A 23,869-nucleotide genomic window follows, 5' to 3' on the forward strand; every position below is an offset into this window, starting at 1 on the left:
GAACACTCGTTTTAGAGCGTTTTTATTTCTAAACACAAAAGCAAAAAAAATGAAGATTTAGAAAAACATACCATTTTTTGTTTTTAAAATCTATAAATTGACAGCTCAAACGAATCTAATCAAACAAAGCATGGATAAAAAGTATATATGGAAAAAAGAATACACGGTTGTCTTGGTGGCTAACCTAATTTACATCGTGTTGTTTTACATAATTACTAACCTATATACAAAATAACCATGCAAGATATAGATTGGATTGTTCTTTCGCTTACCTTATTATTTATTGTTTTATACGGAGTTTGGAAAACCAGAGGAAGCAAAAATGTAGAGGATTATATAAAAGGAGGAAATGAAAGTAAATGGTGGACGATTGGTTTGTCAGTAATGGCAACACAAGCCAGTGCAATAACTTTTTTATCAACTCCAGGGCAAGCATTTCATAGCGGAATGGGGTTTGTACAGTTTTATTTCGGATTACCAATCGCAATGGTAATTATTTGCTTGGTGTTTATTCCTATTTACCACAAGTTAAAAGTTTATACAGCCTACGAATATTTAGAAGGAAGGTTTGATCAAAAAACACGAACCTTAACTGCTACTCTGTTTTTAATTCAACGCGGATTAGCAGCAGGAATTACCATTTTTGCCCCAGCTATTATTTTGTCAGCTGTTTTGGGTTGGGATTTAATTACTTTAAATATCATCATTGGGGTTTTGGTAATTATTTATACCGTTTCAGGAGGAACAAAGGCGGTAAGTGTTACACAAAAACAACAAATGGCGGTAATTTTTGCAGGAATGTTTGTTGCATTTTATTTGATATTACAGTATTTACCAGATGATATTACATTTACGAAAGCCTTGGAAATAGCAGGAGCTTCTAATAAAATGCAAGTACTAGATTTTTCTTGGGATTTGAATAATCGATATACTGTTTGGACAGGTGTTTTAGGAGGTACATTTTTAATGTTGTCATATTTTGGAACAGATCAAAGTCAGGTTCAACGTTATTTATCTGGAAAATCATTACGAGAAAGTCAATTAGGATTGATTTTTAACGGGCTGTTAAAAGTACCGATGCAGTTTTTTATTTTGTTAGTGGGAGTGATGGTTTTTGTGTTTTATCAGTTTAATCCGTCACCGTTAAATTTTAATCCAAAAGCAGGAGAAGCAATAGCAAACTCCAACCTTGAAACAATAGAACAATATGTAAAATTAGAAGAACAACATCGTTTTATTGAAGGAAGAAAAAAAGCATTGATTTTTGAAGGATTAACACCTGAGAATGTAGTACAGATTCAAGAGTTTAATGAACAAGATAAGGTACTAAAGGAAGAAGCGAAAAATATTATTTCAAAAGTAGATCCATTGGTAGAAACAAACGATAAAGACTATGTGTTTATTCATTTTATTCTGAATAATTTACCAAAGGGGTTGATAGGGTTATTGTTAGCAGTAATTTTATCTGCAGCAATGTCTTCAACAGCATCCGAATTAAATGCTTTGGGAGGTACTACCGCAATTGATTTATATAAACGAAATACCGCAATAGAATATAGTGAAGAGCATTATGTAAAAATGTCAAAATGGTTTACGTTGGGTTGGGGTATCATGGCAATTTTAGTCGCCTGTGTAGCTAATTTGTTTGATAATTTAATTCAATTGGTAAATATTATCGGCTCTATTTTTTACGGAAACGTGTTGGGAATTTTTTTGTTGGCCTTTTTTATAAAGTTTGTAAAAGGAAATGCAGTATTTATCGCCGCAATAATTACACAAATCATAATTATTGCTGTTTGGTATATTGATTGGTTGCCGTACCTATGGTTAAACGCTTTAGGCTGTGGATTAGTAATGTTGTTAGCAATACTAATCCAAGCATTTTCTAAAGAAAATTAATGTTTTTCTATACGTAAAGCGTCAATAATATCCGAAGCTATTAAAGAATTGTATCCTTTTTTACTAGCAGCTTCGTCTCCTGCTTTTCCGTGGAAATATACTCCTAATAAAGCAGCGTGTAAAGACGAATAATTTTGCGCTAATAAACCTGTGATAATTCCTGTAAGTACGTCGCCACTACCACCAGTTGCCATTCCTTGGTTCCCAGAAGTGTTGAAGTATAAATTTCCTTCAGGAGAAGAAATCACGGTATAGGCATTTTTTAAAACCACTACACATTGGTGTTTTGCAGAAAACTCAAGTTGTTTTTGAAAACGTTCTGTTGAGGTGTCAGATTTTCCTACCAATCTATCAAATTCTTTGATATGTGGAGTTAAAATAGAATTTTTAGGAAGTAACGATTTTAACTCTTCATTTTGTGCGATAATATTAATGGCATCAGCATCAATAACTAGTGGATTCTTACTTTCAGAAAGTAGTTTTTTTAGAACTTGTGCTGTTTTTTTATTGGTATCTAACCCAGGACCTATCGCGAGAATGTCGTATTTGAAAATTTCTGGTAGTTGGGTCACGAATTCTTCATTCTCGTCGGTTAGGCATATTGCTTCTGGAATGGAAGATTGCATAATTTGATACCCGCATTTTGGTACGTAACTAGTTAGCAGACCTACACCACTTCGCAAGCAAGCTTTTGAAGAAAGTACAGCAGCTCCCATTTTTCCATAAGAACCTGCAATTAATAAAGCGTGTCCGTAACTTCCTTTGTGTGATTGACGTAATCGGGGTGTTAAAATTTCAGTAATCTTTTCATTTAAAATAAAATAGTTGCTTTTCTGCTGTTGAATAAAATTTTCATCTAAACCAATATCAACTGTTTTCCAATTTTTTACATGGTTTCCGTTTTCAGGAAAAAAGAATGAAAGTTTTGGTCGTTGAAAGCTAACTACGGTGTCTGCTTGTACGATAGTTTCAGAATCAGGTAGTGTGTCGCAATACAATCCTGAAGGTACATCAACAGCATATACCGTTTTTTTAGCTTTGTTGATGTTTTCTATAACTTGTTTTGTAAAACCAGTAATAGGTCTTGAAAGTCCAAAGCCAAAAATACCATCAATAATTACATCATATTCCGAAAAACTAGGAATTTCGCTAGTTGAATTAATGATAATTGTATCGTGTAGTTTTTCATAATTAATAATACAATCGGGAGTGAGAGTCTCTTTAAATTGAACTAAAAAGGGCTGTATATTGTATTTTTTATTTCTTAAAATTCTGGCGATTGCAAATCCGTCACCTCCATTGTTTCCAACTCCTCCAACAATGGCAATTTTTTGTGAACGTTGTAGTAAAGGTTCAATAGCTTTAACAAAAGCAAGAGACGCTTGCCCCATAAGAGCAAAAGAAGAGATTTCTTCTTTTAAAATAGTGTGATTGTCTGCTTCTCGTGTTTGAGAAACATTAAGGATTTTTTCTAGTATTTTCATGTAGGTAATATACAATTTTATGCATAGTAACCAAAAAAGAACCTTGCAAAAATTTTGCACGGTTCAATGGTATTTTATGTTGTTTTGTGAGTGTTAAATTCTTGCGTTTACAAGACTCATAATACGTTCAAATTGTTCTTTAAGTCCCATGTCTGAATTGTCAAATTCAATAGCATCATTGGCTTTGATTAAAGGAGAATCTTCTCGGGTAGAATCAATTCTATCGCGTTCTTGTACGTTTCGTAAAATTTCTTCATATTTCACTTTATCACCACGATCTAACAATTCTTTGTAGCGACGAGTTGCACGTTTATCGGCAGATGCAGTCATGAATAATTTTAATTCAGCATTAGGAAAAACTACAGTTCCAATGTCACGACCATCCATTACAATTCCTTTGTTTTTTCCCATTTCTTGTTGCTCTTTTACTAACTTTTTACGTATCTCAGAAATGGTAGCAACTTTGCTCACTAGTTTAGAAACTTCAATAGTTCTAATTTCTTTTTCAACATTAGTCCCATTTAAAAACATTTCGGCAAAACCAAGTTGCTCGTTAAAGGTAAAAGATAAAGAAATATTGTCTAAATCAGCGATTAACTCGTTAGAGTTAAAAAAGGTTTCAGAAATATAGTTTTGTTGCATAGCGTACAGTGTAACAGCTCTATACATAGCGCCAGTGTCAACATAAATATATTCTAATTTTTTAGCCAATTGTTTAGCAATAGTGCTTTTTCCTGTTGATGAAAAACCGTCAATAGCGATAGTGATTTTCTTAGTCATAAATTGTAAAATGAATAACAAATATACGTCAGATTTTTAAGATAGTTGTAACGATTTGAATGTTGAAGTTAGAGGGGAAAATAACCTTTTTTTAAGGTGTTGTTAATTAGTTGTTTACGGATTTTATTAGGTGAAGAGAGCAAGGTTTTTTTAGAAGAGAAAAACTTTAGTTGGTCGTTAAAAATAGATTTTATATATTTCGATATTATTTTTGTTATAGAATATATAATTTTTGTTAGAAAAACTATAAATTTGACGACCCCTAAAAATCCCTTAAATGAAAAGAAAAACTAAAAGCATATTAATACTTTTAGCGATATTTCTGTTTTGTGCAACAAGTGCTGTATCTCAGACGCTGCTTAAGCCTGAGATTCAGTTTTCTAATGCTTGTAATGGTGCAGCTACAGATTTTAATGTGGTTTTTAAATACTCGGGTTCAGATTTTAACTCCAATAATGTATTTACGATAGAATTATCTGATGCAGATGGAAATTGGGGAAGTCCGATCAATGTAGGTACAGTAACCACTGAAAATTCTTCATATACTTTTTCTAGAACTTTTCAATTGCCTGATAATACTTACGGAACTAATTACAAGATACGTTTGGTTGCTAGTTCACCAGTAATGACCAGTCCAGATTCAGATTCGTTTGCAGCATATAAATTTTCAACAGATACTTTAGTTTTAAATAATTATGATGATGTTGTACTTTGTGATAGTGGATCAGCAGAACTTATATTAAATACTAATCAGAATGGTAATTACGAATGGTACAAAGATGATGTATTATTTACCACTACAACAGAACCTAAACTAGAGGTCACTTTATCTGGAAAGTATGAAGTGAAAATTGATTATGGAGCTTGTGGGTTTAGAGAGTCTACTATATCTAATGTAATTATCTTAGATAATACAGCCAAACAAATTAAAGGGCCTTCAACCGTAGAAATATGTGGAGATGAGTCACATACTTTTGAAGCTAACACAAATCGTTCAGGTTTAACCTATAATTGGTACTTAGACAATAAATTAGTACAATCATCTAATTCTTCAACCTATACAACACCAACAACAGGGCAGTTTGGAACGTATCATTTGGTAATTGATACAGGAACTTGTACTACCAAGTCAAACGATGTAGTGTTACAACAACAAACTACAGCAGGTTTTACAGTAACGAATGTTGGAGCCTTAGAAAGAATTATTTTGTTTGGTGAAAAAAAAGAATTGTGTATTACACATGATGCTGACCCCTCAGAAGTTACTATAGAATGGTATAGAGATGATGTAACTATGGGAACTGCCGTTAGGAATCAGTTATGCATAGATGCAGCTACAGCAGGGGTATATTATGCAAGAGTAACAAAGAGTACAGGTTCAGCTTGTGATGATATAGTTGATTCTGAAAAGTTTACATTGTTAAACGTGACATCATTTGAACCAACTATTAGAGTGGAAACGAGCTATGAGGAATGTAATACTAGAAGTACAGAGTTAAGTATAGTAGGGGTGAAGGCAGAGGCAGAAAATGGAGATATGTATGATCTAACATCAGATCAAATAGCTTTACTAAGTTTTGAATGGTATAAAAATAATGTATCAACAGGAGGAACAGTAAGCGAATACGAAGTTAATTCGTATTTAGATAATGGGACATATACATTAAAAGCAAGTTTTAATGGTGTAGAGGGGGTGTCTAATGAATTAGATGTTAAGTTGGCTGAAGTACCCGAAATAAGAAGCACATCAACTTCAAACTCACTTTGTGCTGGGTCTTCTATAACTTATACAATAAATAATGTAGTAGCAGGTTATACGTATCAATGGATTAAAGATGGTACGGATGATGTTACCCCAGCAGACCCACAAACATTAACAGTAACAGAGGTAGGCGAGTATGTATTGCGATACTCAGGTTTTGGTTGTGATAAAGAGTTGAACCCTATAACTGTAATTCCGTTTGATGATTCAGCGGTAACGATAACACCTTCAGAAAAAGTTATTATGGAAGAAGGAAGCTCAGCAGTAGTAGTTGCTGCAGGAGGAGAATCTTACGAATGGTATCAAGGTGAAGGTACGTCAGGAATGTTATTATCAACAACAGAAGAGTTAACAGTAACCACTTTAGGGTTTTATACAGTACTGGCTAAAGTAGGAAACTGTTCGGTAGAAAGAACAATAGAAGTAGTTGAACCAGACGATCAAATTATAGTGCCAAATACCTTAACCCCTAACGGAGATGGTAAAAATGACACATGGAAAATATCAAACAAATATGCGTTTCAGCCATTAGTCACCGTAATGTTGTACAACGCGAATGGTAAAGAAATTTTTAAAACAACCGAATACAGAAATGATTGGCCAACAGAAGATTTAGGAAATCAAAAAGTCTTTTATTACAAGATAATAAGAGAAGATAAATTGATTAAAGCTGGAACGATATCTGTTTTACACTAAAAAGTTAGCATGATTAGAAAAATTACCTTACTTATAATACTCGTACTAAATGTGTTTGCTGTGCAAGCGCAAACCTCTGGTAATGAACAGCAATACAATAGCTTCAGTTCTCGTAACTTTATGAAGTTTAATCGCTTTTTAACCGTTCCTACCTTTTCTGCATTGCGTGAAAATAAAACCTCACTTTCAGCTATTGTAAGAAATAGTAATGTAGATTTTGAAGACAATCCTCGTTTGTACGTGCTTGCTTATTCAGGAAAAATGAGAGAAAATGTTGGGGCAGGAGTAGCTGTTTATCAACAAGATGTAGGGTCCGTAAAAGATTTTGGTGCTTTAGCAAATTATGCACATCGTTTGCAATTAAATGAAACCATGGATTTAACCTTTGGTTTTAACTTTTTATACAGTAGAAGAAGTTTAAACTGGGGTAAAGTTTTGGTTGCTGATGATGACGATACTTTTTTAAGTAATTACCAAGATGATCCAGTGGTTAATTTTCAACCAGCGGTAACTTTATCTATTGGAAAATTTGATGTTGGAGTCTTCTTTGAAAATTTAGTAGATTTTAATCTTAAGAGAAGTGAAATGGCTACTTCTTTTGGAGAAAAAACATTTTCGGGGCACTTAATGTATTCTCACGAATTTACGTATGCGTCAGGACTTTTTGAAGGTGCTGATGTTCGATTTTTGGCAACCGCTAGAAAACCAGGAAATGATGATTTTGGTATAGGAGGAAGTGCTATAATAGACTTACCTAAAGCAGGTTGGATAAAAGCGGGTTATGATAATACGTATGGAATTTCTGCAGGAATGGGAATCAATTTATCAGAAAATTTAGCAATAGGAATCAGTTATGAAAAAAGTAGTTTTGCCGCAACAAATGAGGTAGGACTAATTTATAATTTTGGTAAAAAGTCATTTACAAGAGAACGTCCGACAAGAAGAACGGGTAATGTAAAAGTTAATTTACCAGAAAGAACTCCGAAAAAAGAAGTTGAATATAAAAATCCTGAGCATAACGACTTATCAGACGAAATTCAACAAGCGCAAGATTCTATCGATATCTTAAATAAAAAGATAGATGAAGTGTTGAGAATATTAAAAAATCAACCAGCACCAAAAACAATTACGAATACTGTAATTATTAAAGATAGTGCTGAGACAAAAGATACTTCATTACGAAGAAGATCAAACAAACCTTGGCGTAATAGTACCATAACACGTTCTGGTGGTGGAGGTACGATGTATTATGTTATTTCTGACCAGTTTAGAAGTAAGGAAAATGCAGAAGCATTGATAGATAAATGGAAACGTTTAGATATAGAAGCAAAATATGTGTTTGAACCAGAGAAAAAATTATACTACGTGTATTTAGATCGTTTTGCTAAAGAAGAAGATGCACAAGAAAAAGTAGATGATTTTAATGATAAAACACGTTTGTTTGAAAAGAACGATGACAAAAAAGATGACTCTACAATAAAAGTTAATAAAACAACCAAAGATCCTGTTTATGTTGTGAAAATCACTTTAGGTGGAGAGGTTAGGAATTATGAAGAGCCAAAGACTCAACCACCAGCGAGGGTTTATCCAATGCAGGCCGAAGGAGTTGAACCCGGATATTATTTACGAGTATACGTGAATTCTCAGAAAGCATTAGCTGATAGAAATGTAGATGAATTAAGAAACGATGACATAGATGCAGATTATTTTGTAGATCCAAAAACAGGATTTATGCATGTTTACATTTTTAAAACTACCGACAGAGAAGAAGCGATAAAAATGTACAATACAAATTTAAATGGTGCTTTTTATGATCGTAAAGCAATCATTCAAATTAAATAATATAATAAAAGAACTTGATTAATTAATCCCCCAATTGATATTATGAAGAGAATAATTACCCTATTAATTTTGCTGTTTACTATACAAAGTTTTTCACAAGAAGAACCAGAGTCATCTATACGACCAAATGAAGTTGTAGATGAAAGTGTAGGTTATGCAAAACTGAAAGCTTCCTTAATGCAAAGAGCTAATAAAGGAAGTGCCAAACCACCTACAACACAGTTTTCTCCACGAGTAATTAAACCAGACGGTACTACTGGTGGTATGAATATTAAAGGAGATATCACTTTTGTAGCGAATAATATTTTAAGTAGAGACAGAGGTAATCAATACGATCCTGAGTATCCTTATGATGGAGGTCAGCAAAATGGAGGGCTATATATGGATTATATAGATATTGACAATGATAATTCTACGTTCTCTTCAAGTTCTGACATTTTAAGTTTGCCTACTTGTTCAAGAATTGTTTATGCAGGGCTGTATTGGGCGGGGGTGTATCCTTTTGAAACTTGGAGATATGGAGGAAATAGAGCAGGAAATCCTAGTCAAATAAAATTTAAGTTACCAGGTGGGTCATATCAAGATATTGCTGCTGATGAAACCGTTTTTGATGATAATTTTAGTTATGTATACTACAAAAACATAACTACAGATATACAAAACCTAGCAATTGTAAATACAGATGGTCATAATGGTACGTATGTAGCAGCCAATATTAGAGCGGTTAGAGGAAATGACCCTAACAATCTAGGTGGTTCTGCAGGTTGGACTATGGTCATAATTTATGAAAACCAAACCTTGTCAAGCAAGAACATTGCTATTTTTGATGGGTATGCAAATATTGATGGAGACGATGATGTAGAGTTGTCATATTCAGGTTTTACAACAGTACCTGTAGGTCCTAATCCTGCTAGTCCAGCACCTGTAAGAGCAAAATTATTGGCAGCAACCTTAGAAGGAGATAGAGGGATACGAGGAGATAGGTTTCAAATTAACGACGCTGAGGATGGAAGTGGAAATTATATAGATCAATCTACACCAAATACAAATCCTGATAATAACTTTTTTAACGGTAGTATTACAAGGTACGATCAATATGTTACATCACGAACCCCTGATAGTGAAAACACCTTAGGCTTCGATGTAGACTTATATCAGTTAAGTAACCCTAATAACAGTGTTATTACCAACGGGCAAACCTCAGTTCATGTAAAATTTACTACGAGTGGAGATGTATATTGGCCTTTTTTAAATGCCCTAGCTGTTGAAATTATAGAGCCTAAAATACAACTAATAAAAACAATTGAAGATGCTAGCGGAAATGATATACAAGGTACACCTGTAGGTTTAGGGAGTGAATTATTTTATAATATAAGCTTTCAGAATGTAGGAACAGATGATGCTAGAAATACAATAATTACAGATAGATTACCAAAAAATGTAGATTTATTAACAACTACAGCACCAAATGGCTCTGTGGCTCCAGATGGAACACGTTTTGATATCGATTTGCCAACAGGGGTTTCTATAACTGCATATGATCCACCTAGTTCATCAAACGGTTTTAGAGCTGAATTGGAGCTGTCAGTGCCAGATAGTATGGTACTAGAAGGCGGAGCTTTGTACAATATTCGTATGCATGTTCAAGTGGTGACGGATTGTAGTCAGTTAAGAGATGTGTGTTCTAATGTTATTCAAAATCAGGCATTTGCAAGGTATGAAGGTGTTAGAGGAGGAGTTGTAGTTAATAATGAGCCAAGTTATGCAGGTATAGATGATTGTGATTTTGGTATAGTTGGTACTTCAAACTTTCTAGTTGATACAAGTGGGTGTTCTTTTGAAACGACACAAGTAATGTGTGGTTCTAGTATAACATTAACTGCTGGAGCAGGGTTTGAATCATACGAATGGAGAGATGCCTCAGGTACTTTATTAGGAACTACTACAGTACCATCTTTTGATGTAACTAATGAAGGAACTTACACAGTTAATAAGATAGCCTCAGCAGCATCAGGATGTATAAATGCTGAAGAAACCATACATGTTGTAGGATATAATTCAGAACCAAATCCATTGCAACCATTCGCAGACCAAGTATTAACTTGTGCAAGTAATGGAGAAGAGTTAGCTGAAGTTTACTTATGTGGTGATAGTGGTTCTAGAACTATTAATTTACCATTTGATACCTCTTCAGCTACAACAGTACAATGGTTTAAATTGGATGAATCTTCTTGTACCGATGTAACAGAATCAGGATGTCCTAATGTAAATACAGGGTGTACTTGGAATGAAATAGGAAGCGGAGAATTTTCTAGAAACTTTGCAGATGCTGGAGAATATCGTTTAGATGTTTTATATGATGGAAGATGTCCTAAAAGTTATTACTTCAATGTGTACAAAGCAACTTTAAATCCTACTTTTATTACACAGGATATTTTATGTGGTAACAATGGGTCTATTACTGTAAACAATATACCAGCAGGTTATCAATACAGTTTAACAGGTCCTGGAGGTTATAATGCTCCTTTTCAAAACAGTAATGTTTTTTCAAATTTAACAGCTGCAGGAAACTATAACCTTTCAATTCGTGTAAGTAGTGCGTCTGCTGCTTCATGTACATATACTTTTCCTCCTATTAATATTCAGGAAAATGACATAGATATAGACGTCATTACAACACCTATGCAGTGTTTTAATGATTCAGCACAAATAAGAGTTCAGGTAAATAATGTTCCTGGAGATTATACATATGAATTATTACAAGGTGGAAGTGTAGTAGGAACAGAACGAACCAACAGCTAATAACGATTTTACTTTTAATGTTACGGATGGTGGGGCTTACACAGTGAGAGTTACAACACCTCAGTGTACCGCTACAGAAATGATTGTTATTAATGAACCAGATGAGTTAGTACTTACAGCATTAAAAACTAAAGATATAACTTGCGAATCAGGAAGTTCAGATGGAATCATTCAGTTAACAGCAAGTGGAGGAACATTAGACACATCGTCAGGTAATAATTATAATTTTGCTGTATGGACAAGTCAAGGAACAGATTTATATACAAACCCATCAGATATTCCTAATACTGCGTTTTTAATACCAGCAACAAACCCATACACCTACAATGTGCCTGTTGGTAGTGAAGGAATATATAGATTTATTGTTATTGATGATAATAACTGTTATACAATTTCAGACCCAGTAGAAATTACTGTAGAGCCAGAATTAGCTTTTACTCATTCAGAAACAGATGTAACTTGTAACGGTTTAACAGATGGAACCATTAATGTTAGTGTTAATGGAGATAATTTAGGATATGCAGTAGAATATAGCATTGATAATGCTACATGGAACACTACAGGTGCTTTTGATAGTTTAGGTGATGGAACTTATACCATTTATATAAGGGCATCAAAAAATTCTTATCAGTGTTTATATGAAATTCCTAATGTAGTAATAAATGAGCCAGCACCACTTAATGGAGGAAGTGCAACAAAAACTGATTTAGAATGTAACACCCCTGGAGGAACTACCTTTGGTACTATAACCTATACAGCACCAACAGGAGGTACTCCTAATTATACATATTATTATAAGTTAAATAGTGAATCAACTTATACATTAGCAGCAAATAATCCAGTAACAGGGCTCCCTGCAGGAACATACAACACAAGAGCAATAGACGCAAGTGGATGTATAATAGATTTAAATAATGTAACTATAAATGGTTTACCATCAGCACCAAATGTAACAAGTACTGTGGTATATAATTGTGATGGTACAGGAAACGTAACAATAACAGCTACTCCTGCAGGAACATATACTTATACTTTAAATGGAAACTCAAATACTACGGGTGTATTTAATAATGTACCAGTAGGAGGGTATACCGCTGAAGTAACCTATGGAGGTAGTTGCGTAGAAGATATTAGAGTTAGGGTAAATGCAGGAAATGAATTTTCAGGAAGTATCGTAGGCTCTACAGATAGTGAGTGTTATGGTTCAGATAATGGGTCAATCACAATATCAGCAAATAACGTTATAGGAGGAAGTTTTGAGTATTCGACAGATGGTGGAGCAACTTGGTCAATGACAGCCGATAACCCTTATAGAGTTGTAGGTTTAGCAGCGGGAACATATAATGTGTTTATAAGAGAAGGTGATGCAGGAGTTGCAAGTTGTGTAATTGATTTAGGTAATGTTACAATAGGGCAACCAGAAGAATTAACCTTAGCAGCATCGGTAACTCAAGAAGTAACTTGTAATATTGCAACAGGAACTATTACAGCTACTGCTACAGGAGGAATCCCTCCATACGAATATAGTATTGATGGAGGTGCTAGTTGGCATAGTAGCAATGTATTTAATAACGTGCCACCAAGAGCTACGGACTATGTTGTAATGGTTAGAGATAGTAGAAATTGTAACGAATGTGGTTGTACAGCTAAACTATTCCAAAATGGAAGCTTTGAAAGACCAGCAGAAACAACAACAAGATTCAGATTTTATAATGAAGATGATATACCAGGTTGGGATTCTACTGCGTCTGATAATCAAATAGAGCTTTGGCACAATGGATTTAATGGTGTTACCGCTTATGAAGGAAACTCTTTTGCAGAACTAAATGCTAACAGAGTATCATCATTATATCAAGAATACTGTACTCAACCAGGAGATATAATTACTTGGTCTGTAGCGCATAGAGGAAGAAGTGGTTTAGATAGAGCAACAGTGAAAATAGGAGGTGATTTAGCCACAGCCGGAGTTGTTGAAACTATGGAAACAAATAACACCGCTTGGAAAGTTTATACAGGAAGTTATACCGTTCCAGTAGGGCAATCAACCACAATAATTGCTTTTGATGCATTATCAACAGCTGGAGGAAATAACACTGTAGGGAATTTTATAGACGACGTACAAATTAATATTGCGAGTACAACTTGTGTACCTGTAAGTGTACCTGTTATAGAACCAAATACAGTAGATTTTGATTTAACGCCTACATTATGTTATGATGGAAGTGGAAATGGCGAGATTCGTGTAGAAGTTACATCGGGTAATAATGATTACCAGTTTAGGATTGATGGAGGAATTTGGCAAAACCCAGATGTAGCTACACCAGATGAGTTTACTTTCACAGGGTTAACAGATGGTACTTACAGTATTGAAGTAAGAGACGGATTAGGCTGTACAATTCCAGCAAAAGAAGCAACTATTTTACCACAGTTAACAGCAACAATAACAGCAGTAAGTGCAACATGTAACGATGGTCAAATAGTAATTACACCAAACGGAGGAGACGGTAATTATGAATTTATAGTAGAAACAGGAGGGGTGCAAACCTCGTACACTTCTAGTCCAATTGCTGTACCAGCAGGAACTTATACGCTGTATGTAAGAGATAAAAATGGAGGAGCAAATTACTGTGAATATTCAGATACAGTAACAGTTAATCAAATAGCAGCACCAACCGTAAGCAGTACATCAACACAACCAAATTGTAGTACAGATACAGGAACCATTAATGTAACAGTAGGCAGCGGAACCTCACCATATACCGTAACAGTTACAGGACCAGGAATGTCCATTTGTACAAGGACCATCAGCAGATGTTAATTACAGTTTTACAGGATTAGGAGATGGTACTTATCAAATTACAGTAAGTGATGCAAACGGTTGTCCACCAGTAGCCACATCAACAGAAACGATTAATGTTCCAACAGCATTAGCAGGAGGCTCAGCAAGTAAAACAGACTTAATGTGTAGCCCTACAGGCACTATTTTAGGAACGATAAGTTTTACAGCACCAACAGGTGGAACAGCACCTTACATTTATTATTATAGATTAGTAGGAGGAGGAGCTTATACACAAATAGCAGGAACATCAGTATCTAATTTACCAGCAGGAGATTATGAGACAAAAGTAGAAGATTCAAATGGCTGTGAAAGAATTTTAAATACGGTAACAATAGCAGATTTACCAGCAGAACCAACGTTAACAAGTTCAATAACCTATAATTGTGATGGTACAGGAAATATTACGATTGATCCTTTAGATCCAAGTTACATTTATACGTTAGATGGAGATACAGCTAATTCACAAACAGGAAACAATGTATTTAACAATGTAGCAGTAGGTGCACATACTATTTCGGTTGAATACGGAAGTAGTTGTTCTACAGAAATAACAGTAAACGTAGAGCCTAATAATCAATTTACAGCATCGGTTACAGCACAAACAAACCCTAGATGTATTGGAAACTCTGATGGAACCATTACTATTGAAGGAGCGAATTTTACAGGAAATTTAGAATATTCTGTAAATGGAGGAGCTTTTATAGCGGTTGCTACAAATCTATTTACAATAAATAACTTAGGAGCAGGAACACATACAATTGAAGTTCGTCCAGTAGGAGGAATTGCAGCATGTGAGCAAACAGTAAGCGCAACCTTAACAGATCCAAGTGTAGTAACAGTAGTAGCACCCATAACAAAAGAGATTACTTGTAATCCTGCTACAGGAGCTACAATTACTCCAGATGCAAGTGGAGGTAACGGACCAACGTATACTTATGAATTATTAGATAGCTCAAACAATTCTATAGCATTTACAGATGTGCCAGAAGGGACTTACACAGTAGTAGCAACCGATAGGTTAGGATGTACAGGTTCTGTGACTGTGACAGTTGATCCAATAGAGACAGTAACTTTTACTGCTGAAGCTCAGTGTTATGATGGAACAAATGGAGAAATATTAGTAACTGTTTTAACTGGAAATGGGGATTATTCATACAGTTTAAATGGAGGCACAACTTTCACTCCAGTAAGCACAAATCCATTTACTATTTCAGGATTATCACCAGGTAACCATACTGTAAGAGTACAAGATGGAAAAGGTTGTTATTTGGATGATACGGTAACGATTACCCCTCAGTTGTTTGCAACAGCAACACCAACTGATGCTAGTTGTAATGATGGAGAAATTTTAATAAATGCAACGGGAGGAACTGGTGCAGGAACATACGTGTACTCAGTAGTAAACGACGGCTCTCCTGCAGGAACTTTTGATACAACAAACCCTGTTACAAGAGCAGCAGGAACTTATGATGTTTACGTAAGAGATAACAATGGAGTTGCACCGTATTGTGAATATCTTATTGAAGATGTAGTTATTAATACAATAACACCAGTTGATATTACCGCTACTGTGAATGAACCAACATGTAATGGAGACACAGGTAGTGTAGACGGTCAAATAGTAACAAACACAGGTCAAGCTCCTCACACTATTGTTATTAGAGACAGTTCTAATACAATTATTAACACAATTAATAATTTCTCGGGGACTAATTTTAGTTTTAACAATTTAATAGCAGATTCATATACAATTACAATCACAGATGATTTAGGATGTGAGGATACGTTTAGTTTTACATTAACTAATCCTCCTGCTTTGGTTGCAACAATAGTACCAGTAAGACCTATTTGTGGAACTCCTTTTACAGGTAATGAGACATTATTTGGTTATGATTTTACTGGCGTACCACCAGTATCCCCTTCTCAAAAAATTCAATATAGTGTTGATAATGGAGTTACTTGGCAAGATAGCCCTAGTTTTAGAGGTACAACAGGAAATCCAGATTTTAACTATGGTACTGTAAGTTTTCCAGCTATTAGAATAACTGATATAGCCACAGAATCAATAACTTATTGTTTAAATAACTTAGGTTCTTATACAATGCCATATGAGGTGAGCCCTTTAGTTGTAAATGTTACAACTAATTCAGCTGATTGTAGTACAGGTGCAGAAGCAGTAGTAAATGTGACGGGTGGTATTGGTCCATATGAATATACTTATAATACAATACAAAATGCACCAGGACCTGGTGGGTGGGTGCCTGTTGGAGGTACAGCTTCTACAACATATACATTTACTGGTTTAACCCCAGGAAGAACTTATTACTTCTTTGTAAGAGATCTAGGAGATGATGATTGTATTAAAGTTGACGATACTTTTATTATTGACATTGACGTAGTAATAACTCCTTCAATTCTAAGTCAGTCATGTAATGGAGGGGCAACTGGTAGCTTACAGTTTGATATTGATGATACAAAATCTAACTTATTAAATGGAGGTGTACCACCAATTAGTTGGGAACTTTTCAACCTTGACGTTACAACTGGTGCTTCTACTTCAATAGAAACAGGTTCTCAGAGTAATTTAGATCCTATTTTACCAACTTCAAATGGAACTTTAGCACCTGGAACTTATTATTTAGAGATTAAAAATAGTGCAGGAACCTGTACATTTGCTAGTCCAAATATAGAAATATTAGAAACTGCACCTATTAATGCGAATCTTACAGTAGTAGATGATACAATAACATGTAGTAGAAATGGAGTTATACGAGTAGACAATGTAACAGGTGGTACTGCACCATACACTTATTCAGTATCCTCTTCTACTAATTTTAATCCAGGAGATGCAACAATTATAGGAAATACTATTGAATTTGCTTATGGAGATGTAATAAACCCAGCATTAGATGTAACAGGTATTAATATAACTATAACCGATAGTAATGGTAATAGCTGTACAAGAACAGTACGAACCAGAAAGTTTAATGGTAAGTGAAAGACCAACTATAAATTCAGCAATTCCAACAAGTTGTGATGTAAATAAAACAATAGCTATTAATGTTAATAATGGTACAGCTCCATATAGTTATTCTGTAGATGGAGGAACTACATTTACTTCTCCAACGACTAATACGACTTATATAGCAGAAGGATTAACACCGGGTAGTTATGATGTTGTTGTAAGAGATGCAAATGGTTGTACTGACACTCTGAATGGAGTAATAGTTCATCCAGATATAGACTTTGACTTGAGACCAGCAGGAAACGCTACTTGTGTCCCTGGTAATGATGGACAAATAGAAATAAATATCACTTCTGGTACAGGAGGGAATTATGATTATTCATTTGATACTGGTACAACAGGAACTATCATTTCACCGGCAACAACTGTAAATGTAGGATCATTATCACCAGGAGTACATAATGTAACAGTTACTGATGTAACTTCAGGGTGTTCTGAGACGAAACAGATTACTGTAGAGAACCCTGTTATCCCTAGTTTCACGGCAACAGCTACAGTAACAGACATTTGCTTTGGAAGTTCAACAGGAGAAGTTACAGTTTCACCAGTAGATAACGGTATTTTACCATTGACGTATACCATTAGTCCTGATCCAAATGGTGATAGTGGAGTTTCTTCTATTACCAATGTAGTATTTAGTGATTTACCAGCAGGAACTTACACCATTACTGCTCAGGGAATAAATGGATGTACTTTTACGGTTAACAATATTGTAATAGATGAATACGCTCCAATAGTACCGAGTACACCAGTTGTAGATCAATTTGGATGTAGCGCAGGTAATACTGTAGATGTTGCTACGGTAACTATTCCAGCAGGAACAGTAGGAGGTTCAACAAATTATACACGTTATGTATTTGTTTATACCCCAGTAGATGGAAGCGGTCCAATAACCCAAGACGGTCCGAGTACAAGTTTTAGTACAACGAATACCTCAGGGGGTCCAGTACAAATTACTGTTTACGACGATAAAGGATGTTCAGGAGTAGAAAACACTACTATTGATGCTTATGTAGCAATTACAGGTGTAACAATTACCCCACAAAGAACTATTGATTGTAATGAAGGAGAAGATATAGAAGCTACCTATACTATAAATACAGGAGGAGCATTAGCAAATTTTGAATTTAGATTATATGATGATACGAATGCTCTTTTAGAAACTCGAACTAATACAGATGGAGATTTTACAACATTATTAGCAACAGGAACTTATAGAGTAGAGTTAGAAAATAGAGATACCAATTGTGTATATACAGAATATCACACAGTAGAAGCAGAACCTACCTTTGATATTTTAATTACCAATATAGATGATGTAGATTGTAAAGGAGATAATAATGGAAGTGCTGTATTAAGTTTTGTACCAAGTACACCACCATACACAAGTGGTTATAGTTATATTGTTTACGATGCTACTACAGGTACAGCAACGACAGTAACAGGAACAGGAATAGCAGGTACACCAGAAACAATCACAGGATTGGTAGCAGGAGAGTACTATGTACGAATAGATATGGGAACTAACAGTCCATTCTGTGAAGCACAAAGTGCAAACTTTACCATTTCAGAACCAGCAGATTCATTATCAGTAACAGGAGTTACTAATCCAGTAGTAAGCTGTTACAATGGTTCAGATGCTACTATTACAGCCACCGGATCAGGAGGTTGGGGAGATTATGTGTACCAATTAGAAGAAACAGCTACCCCAGGAGTTGCTTATGCAGGTAACACGTTTAGTTCAAACAATATCTTTACGAACTTACCAGCAGGAGATTATACAGTAGTAGTACGAGATAAAAATGGTGCTACAGGATTATATTGTGAGTCAACTGATCAAGTAATTATAGCAAATCCAGCAGCGGTAACATTTACAGTAACTGAGAATGACAATTCATGCGATTCTTCAATAGGAGGAAGTATATCAGTAACAGCAACAGGAGGTACAGGTACATATACTTATACATTATCTAACGGAAGTGGAGTAGTAGAAACGCAAATACTGAATGCTGCAAATTATACATTTACCAATTTAGCAGCAGATGCTTATACAGTAAATGTAGTAGATTCTAATGGATGTACAGAAGGTACCCCAACGAATGTTACAATAACACCAGATTTAGTATTTACATTAACAGAGACTAAGAAGTTAACATGTAATACACCAATGGCAGCAACTGTAGCATTAGAAGTAACTTCAGGATCAGGTAGTTATGCTTATGAAGTTGCAGGACCAAGTATTGCAGCAGGAAGAACGAATTTAGGAGGTACAACATTAACGCTGAATCCTACGGTAGCAGGAGTATATACCGTAACAGTTTACGATGCAGGAGCAACACCAGAATGTTCAGTAGTTAAAACTATTGAAATTCAAGATGCTGAAACTCCTAATTTCACAGCATTAGCCGAGGCTAGTTTATGTTCAGGAGATGATTCTGGTAGGATTACTTTAACAGCTGTAGATAATGGTATTTTACCATTAACGTATAGCATAGCTCCAGTAGCAGGAACGATTACAGGAAATGTGATAACAGATTTACCACCAGGAACATACTCAGTTACAGGAGAGGGAACAAATGGATGTACTTTTACGGTTACCAATATTGTAATAGATGAATATGCTCCAATAGTACCGAGTACACCAGTTGTAGAACAATTTGGATGTAGTACAGGTAACACTGTAGATGTTGCTACGGTAACTATTCCAGCAGGAACAGTAGGAGGTTCAACAAATTATACACGTTATGTATTTGTTTATACGCCAGCAGATGGAAGCGGCCCAATAACCCAAGACGGTCCGAGTACAAGTTTTAGTACAACGAATACCTCAGGTGGTCCAGTACAAATCACTGTTTACGACGATAAAGGATGTTCAGGAGTAGAAAACACTACTATTGATGCTTATGTAGCAATTACAGGTGTAACAATTACCCCACAAAGAACTATTGATTGTAATGAAGGAGAAGATATAGAAGCTACCTATACTATAAATACAGGAGGAGCATTAGCAAATTTTGAATTTAGATTGTATGATGATACGAATGCTCTATTAGAAACTAGAACTAATACAGATGGAGATTTTACAACATTATTAGCAACAGGAACTTATAGAGTAGAGTTAGAAAATAGAGATACCAATTGTATATATACAGAGTATCACACAGTAGAAGCAGAACCTACCTTTGATGTATTAGTAAGTAATATTCAAAGAGCTTGTTTTGGTGGTACAGGAAGTGCAACAATAGATCTTAGTGCAGCTGCAGCTACACCACCATACACAAGTGGTTATAGTTATATTGTTTACGATGCTACCACAGGTACAGCAATGGCAGTGTCAGGAACAGGAACAGCAGGTACACCAGAAACAATCACAGGATTGGTAGCAGGAGAGTACCATGTACGAATAGATATGGGAACTAACAGTCCATTCTGTGAAGCACAAAGTGAAAACTTTATAATTGAAGAACCAGCAACTGCCTTGGCATTAACTGGTACACCAATGTATATTAAATGTGGTTTTCCTAACTCTGGAGAAATCTTGTTAGAAGCTCAAGGAGGTTGGGCACCGTATGAGTATCAATTAGTAAATGATGCAGCACCAGCTACACCAGTTCAAAACTTTGATAGTAATAGAAGAATTACTGGGCTAGCAGCAGGTAGTTATACAGCAACAGTTAGAGATGTTACAGGGTGTGAAGATACATTTACATTTAGATTACAGCCAACTACAAATATGGCAGCAGATGTAACTGTTACTCCAAACTTATGTGAAGGAGAAAGAACAGCAACCATTGAAGTAACTAATGTAACAGGAGGTCAAACACAAGATGCAACTGTAAGTTATAGTTATATTTTAACCTATCCTGACGGAGTAACGCAAGTAGAACAGTTATCAAATACATTTAGCAATTTACCAGCGGGTACTAATTACACAGTAACTGTTAGGGATAATAAATATAGCTGTACGTATACAGAGCAGGTGGATATAATTGATCCTTCAGAAGTAGAAGCTTCGGCAAATATCACTGCAGATATAACTTGTAACAATGCTGCAACCGTAGTAGTGAGTGCAATAGGAGGTACAGGCGTTTATGAATATAGTAGCGATGGAGTGAATTTTGTTCCTAACAATACGTTTATAAACGTAAGTTCAGGTTCTCAAACATTCTATGTACGTGATGATAATAATTGTGAAGATACAGTTGTAGTAACGGTTAATGCATATGAACCTTTAGTACCAACTTTAGTAGTCGATTCAGGATTTGTTACCTGTAATGGAGATGCTAATGGAGTGTTATCAGCAACTGTAGCAGGCGGTTTCGGTAATTACGAATATCAATTGTTAGATGGTAGTAATAATCCAGTTGATGGAACATGGCAAACATCGAATAGTTTTGGAGGTTTAGATATTGGTACATATAAAATTAGAGTAAGAAGTACCAATAGATTTGGAGAAGTATGTACAGAAGACACTGCTTCAACGCACACAATTCAAGAACCACAACCTTTAGTAGTTGATGAAGATCATACAGATGTAAGTTGTTTTGGAGGAAACAATGGTACTATTACAGTATTAGCTTCTGGAGGTAACTTAACCGGATATGAGTACAACATTAGTACAGATCCACCAAGTAAATTTGTTACCGATAATGTGTTCAGAAACTTAACAGCAGGTACGTATACCATTACTGTTAAAGATAAGGTTGGATGTATTGATACTATTGATGTAGTTATTGATCAACCACAACAATTTACAGCAACATTGGTAGGAGTTACAGAGCAAGTATGTAGTACAGATCCAACACCAACAATCACGTTAGATGTTCAAGGAGGTACAAACCCTTATTATGTAAGTATTAACAATGTTGAGTTACCAAATGCTTACACAACAAACACAATTGTATTAGGAGCAGCTGAAAACATTCAAGGAGGTATGTCTTACTATATTACAGTAAGAGATGAAGCAGGATGTAATCCAGCAACACCTATAACTTTAACAACTCAAGAACCGGTAGATTTACAATTAACTGTAGATTTTGCGTATACCTGTGAGGTAGGAAATATTATCAAAGCAATTGTTGACGATAAGTATAAGAATTCGATGTCTTATACGTTATATGATGGTAACGGAACCCCAATAGCAACAAATAATGAAGGAGAGTTTTTTGATACACCAGCAGGAATAGGTTATTATGTAGCTGCTACCCATACAACAACAGGTTGTAATGAAAGTTCTATGAGTACACCTATTAGTATTGAAGATATTCAACCATTAACTATGACTATTGATGATTCGGTTAAAAACACCTTAATTGCTAATGCAGATTTCGGATTACCACCGTATGAGTATAGTGTAGATGGAGGTGATTTTGAACCAGATAATGAGTTTACAATTTTACAAACAAAAGACTATACCATAACAGTTAGAGATGCAAGAGGTTGTGAGGTTACGTTAACAGTAAGAGGAGAGTATATTTCTATCTTAATTCCTAACTTATTCTCACCAGATGGAGATGGAGACAATGATTATTGGTACCCTCGTGAAGTAGAAGATTATCATGATATTAAAGTATTTATTTATGATAGATATGCTCGTAAGATCATCAACTTCCAAGGAATCCAACAAGGATGGGATGGTACTTATGATGGTAGACCACTACCTTCAGGTGATTACTGGTACACTATTTATTTTAAAGAGTTATCAGGACAAGAGAAGAAAATAATGGGACACTTTACACTATATAGATAAGAAGAAAAATGAGAAAGATTTTAATAATTTTAGGTGTAGTATTTAGTAGTGTAAATATAGCTGCACAAGAGGTAGAAATGCCGCAGTATGTAAGTCATTTAGCAGATAATCCGTTTGTAATTTCACCAACCTATGCAGGTATTGGTACAGGATTACAGGTTAGATTAAACGGAGTAAGCCAATGGATAGGTGTAAAAGATGCACCAGATACACAATCATTAACTGTTGAAGCACGTATCGCAGATACTTTTGGTGGAGGTATTTCATTATTTAATGATAGTAATGGATTTACCACTCAAAAAGGAGCAAAATTATCGTTCGCAAGTCACTTAACACTAAGTGACTTTCACGATAGTTTCTTATCGTTTGCGTTGAGCTATAGTTTTATTCAATTTGGTCAAGACACTTCGCAAGACAATACGAATAGCGGTAAACCTTCAAGAGCCATAAATCACTCTAATTTTGATGTAGGTTTATTATACCGTTTTGAAAAGTTCAGTATTACAGCCAACGTAGTTAATTTATTGAATAGAGATGTAGAAAACTTTTTATCAGGAGAACCAGAAGAATTACGAAAATATGTAGTGTATTCTTCTTATATCTTATCAAGAATCAGTAGAGATTTTGAGTTAGAACCTTCTATTTTATATGAATATAGAGAAGCTACAGGGCGTTCTAAAACCGATGTAAACGTTAAAGCTAGAAAAGGTATTAGAGATGGATATGTTTGGGCAGGTTTAAGTTATACCTTCTTAAACGATCAGTTTTTTCAACCAAACGCTATTGCGCCGTTATTTGGTATAAAGAAAGATAATCTTTATTTGTCATACGGATTTAGTGTTAACATGAACAAAACACAAGATTTTAACTACGGTACACACATGATAACGCTAGGGTTTGATTATGAAAGAAGACAAAGTTTAGCACGTTGTACACAAAAAATGATGATGTTTTAAAAGATAAAAACTAAAACATACAAGGCAGTCTCGAG

The 23,869-nt window shown here is 35.0% G+C and carries 11 protein-coding genes; 8 read left to right on the plus strand and 3 right to left on the minus strand.

All coding sequences use genetic code 11. The annotated features are described in order from the left end of the window. Window positions 1-237 precede the first annotated feature (237 nt). Window positions 238-1,899 carry a sodium:solute symporter family protein gene (locus AC3VI6_RS10690; protein ID WP_497706155.1) on the plus strand — a complete coding sequence of 554 codons (1,662 nt, stop codon included), beginning with the start codon at window positions 238-240 and terminating at the stop codon, window positions 1,897-1,899. Here the strand turns inward: AC3VI6_RS10690 and AC3VI6_RS10695 are convergent. Both AC3VI6_RS10695 and cmk read right to left on the minus strand, forming a co-directional pair. After that, on the minus strand, window positions 1,896-3,383 hold the full coding sequence (locus AC3VI6_RS10695; protein WP_497706156.1) for an NAD(P)H-hydrate dehydratase: 1,488 nt from the start codon (window positions 3,381-3,383) through the stop codon (window positions 1,896-1,898). The genes AC3VI6_RS10690 and AC3VI6_RS10695 overlap by 4 nt on opposite strands. A gap of 93 nt (window positions 3,384-3,476) precedes the next feature. Beyond that, the gene (cmk, locus tag AC3VI6_RS10700) at window positions 3,477-4,163 is read right to left on the minus strand and encodes a (d)CMP kinase (protein ID WP_497706157.1); all 687 of its coding nucleotides are present in this window, start codon (window positions 4,161-4,163) and stop codon (window positions 3,477-3,479) included. 277 nt (window positions 4,164-4,440) lie between these two features. On the opposite strand from cmk, the gene AC3VI6_RS10705 reads away from it, so the two are divergent. From AC3VI6_RS10705 to AC3VI6_RS10720, 4 genes are read left to right on the plus strand one after another with little or no spacing between them, the layout of a single operon-like run. Then, window positions 4,441-6,621: a T9SS type B sorting domain-containing protein gene (locus tag AC3VI6_RS10705; protein ID WP_497706158.1), complete on the plus strand. Its 2,181-nt coding sequence runs from the start codon at window positions 4,441-4,443 to the stop codon at window positions 6,619-6,621. Window positions 6,622-6,630: 9 nt separating this feature from the next. Then, on the plus strand, window positions 6,631-8,463 hold the full coding sequence (locus tag AC3VI6_RS10710) for a PorP/SprF family type IX secretion system membrane protein (protein WP_497706159.1): 1,833 nt from the start codon (window positions 6,631-6,633) through the stop codon (window positions 8,461-8,463). Between the two features lie 42 nt (window positions 8,464-8,505). Continuing rightward, window positions 8,506-11,265: a hypothetical protein gene (locus AC3VI6_RS10715; RefSeq protein WP_497706160.1), complete on the plus strand. Its 2,760-nt coding sequence runs from the start codon at window positions 8,506-8,508 to the stop codon at window positions 11,263-11,265. Between the two features lie 43 nt (window positions 11,266-11,308). After that, window positions 11,309-14,083: a hypothetical protein gene (locus tag AC3VI6_RS10720; protein WP_497706161.1), complete on the plus strand. Its 2,775-nt coding sequence runs from the start codon at window positions 11,309-11,311 to the stop codon at window positions 14,081-14,083. A gap of 33 nt (window positions 14,084-14,116) precedes the next feature. Here AC3VI6_RS10720 and AC3VI6_RS10725 read toward each other — a convergent pair whose 3' ends face one another. Next, window positions 14,117-14,245 (minus strand): hypothetical protein, encoded by a 129-nt coding sequence (locus AC3VI6_RS10725; protein ID WP_497652032.1) that lies wholly within the window; start codon window positions 14,243-14,245, stop codon window positions 14,117-14,119. On the opposite strand from AC3VI6_RS10725, the gene AC3VI6_RS10730 reads away from it, so the two are divergent. The 3 genes from AC3VI6_RS10730 to AC3VI6_RS10740 are packed head-to-tail and all read left to right on the plus strand — an operon-like array spanning window position 14,226 to window position 23,834. After that, entirely contained in the window at window positions 14,226-17,102 is a 2,877-nt protein-coding gene (locus AC3VI6_RS10730) for a hypothetical protein (protein WP_497706162.1), read from the plus strand. The two genes, AC3VI6_RS10725 and AC3VI6_RS10730, sit on opposite strands and share 20 nt — an antisense overlap. Beyond that, on the plus strand, window positions 17,050-22,878 hold the full coding sequence (locus AC3VI6_RS10735; RefSeq protein WP_497706163.1) for a T9SS type B sorting domain-containing protein: 5,829 nt from the start codon (window positions 17,050-17,052) through the stop codon (window positions 22,876-22,878). The genes AC3VI6_RS10730 and AC3VI6_RS10735 overlap by 53 nt, the downstream gene beginning before the upstream one ends. Before the next feature lie 8 nt (window positions 22,879-22,886). Further along, window positions 22,887-23,834, plus strand: a complete 948-nt coding sequence (locus AC3VI6_RS10740; protein ID WP_497706164.1) for a PorP/SprF family type IX secretion system membrane protein — start codon at window positions 22,887-22,889, stop codon at window positions 23,832-23,834. Window positions 23,835-23,869: the final 35 nt, after the last annotated feature.

This window comes from Tenacibaculum sp. TB-56 (assembly GCF_059716275.2).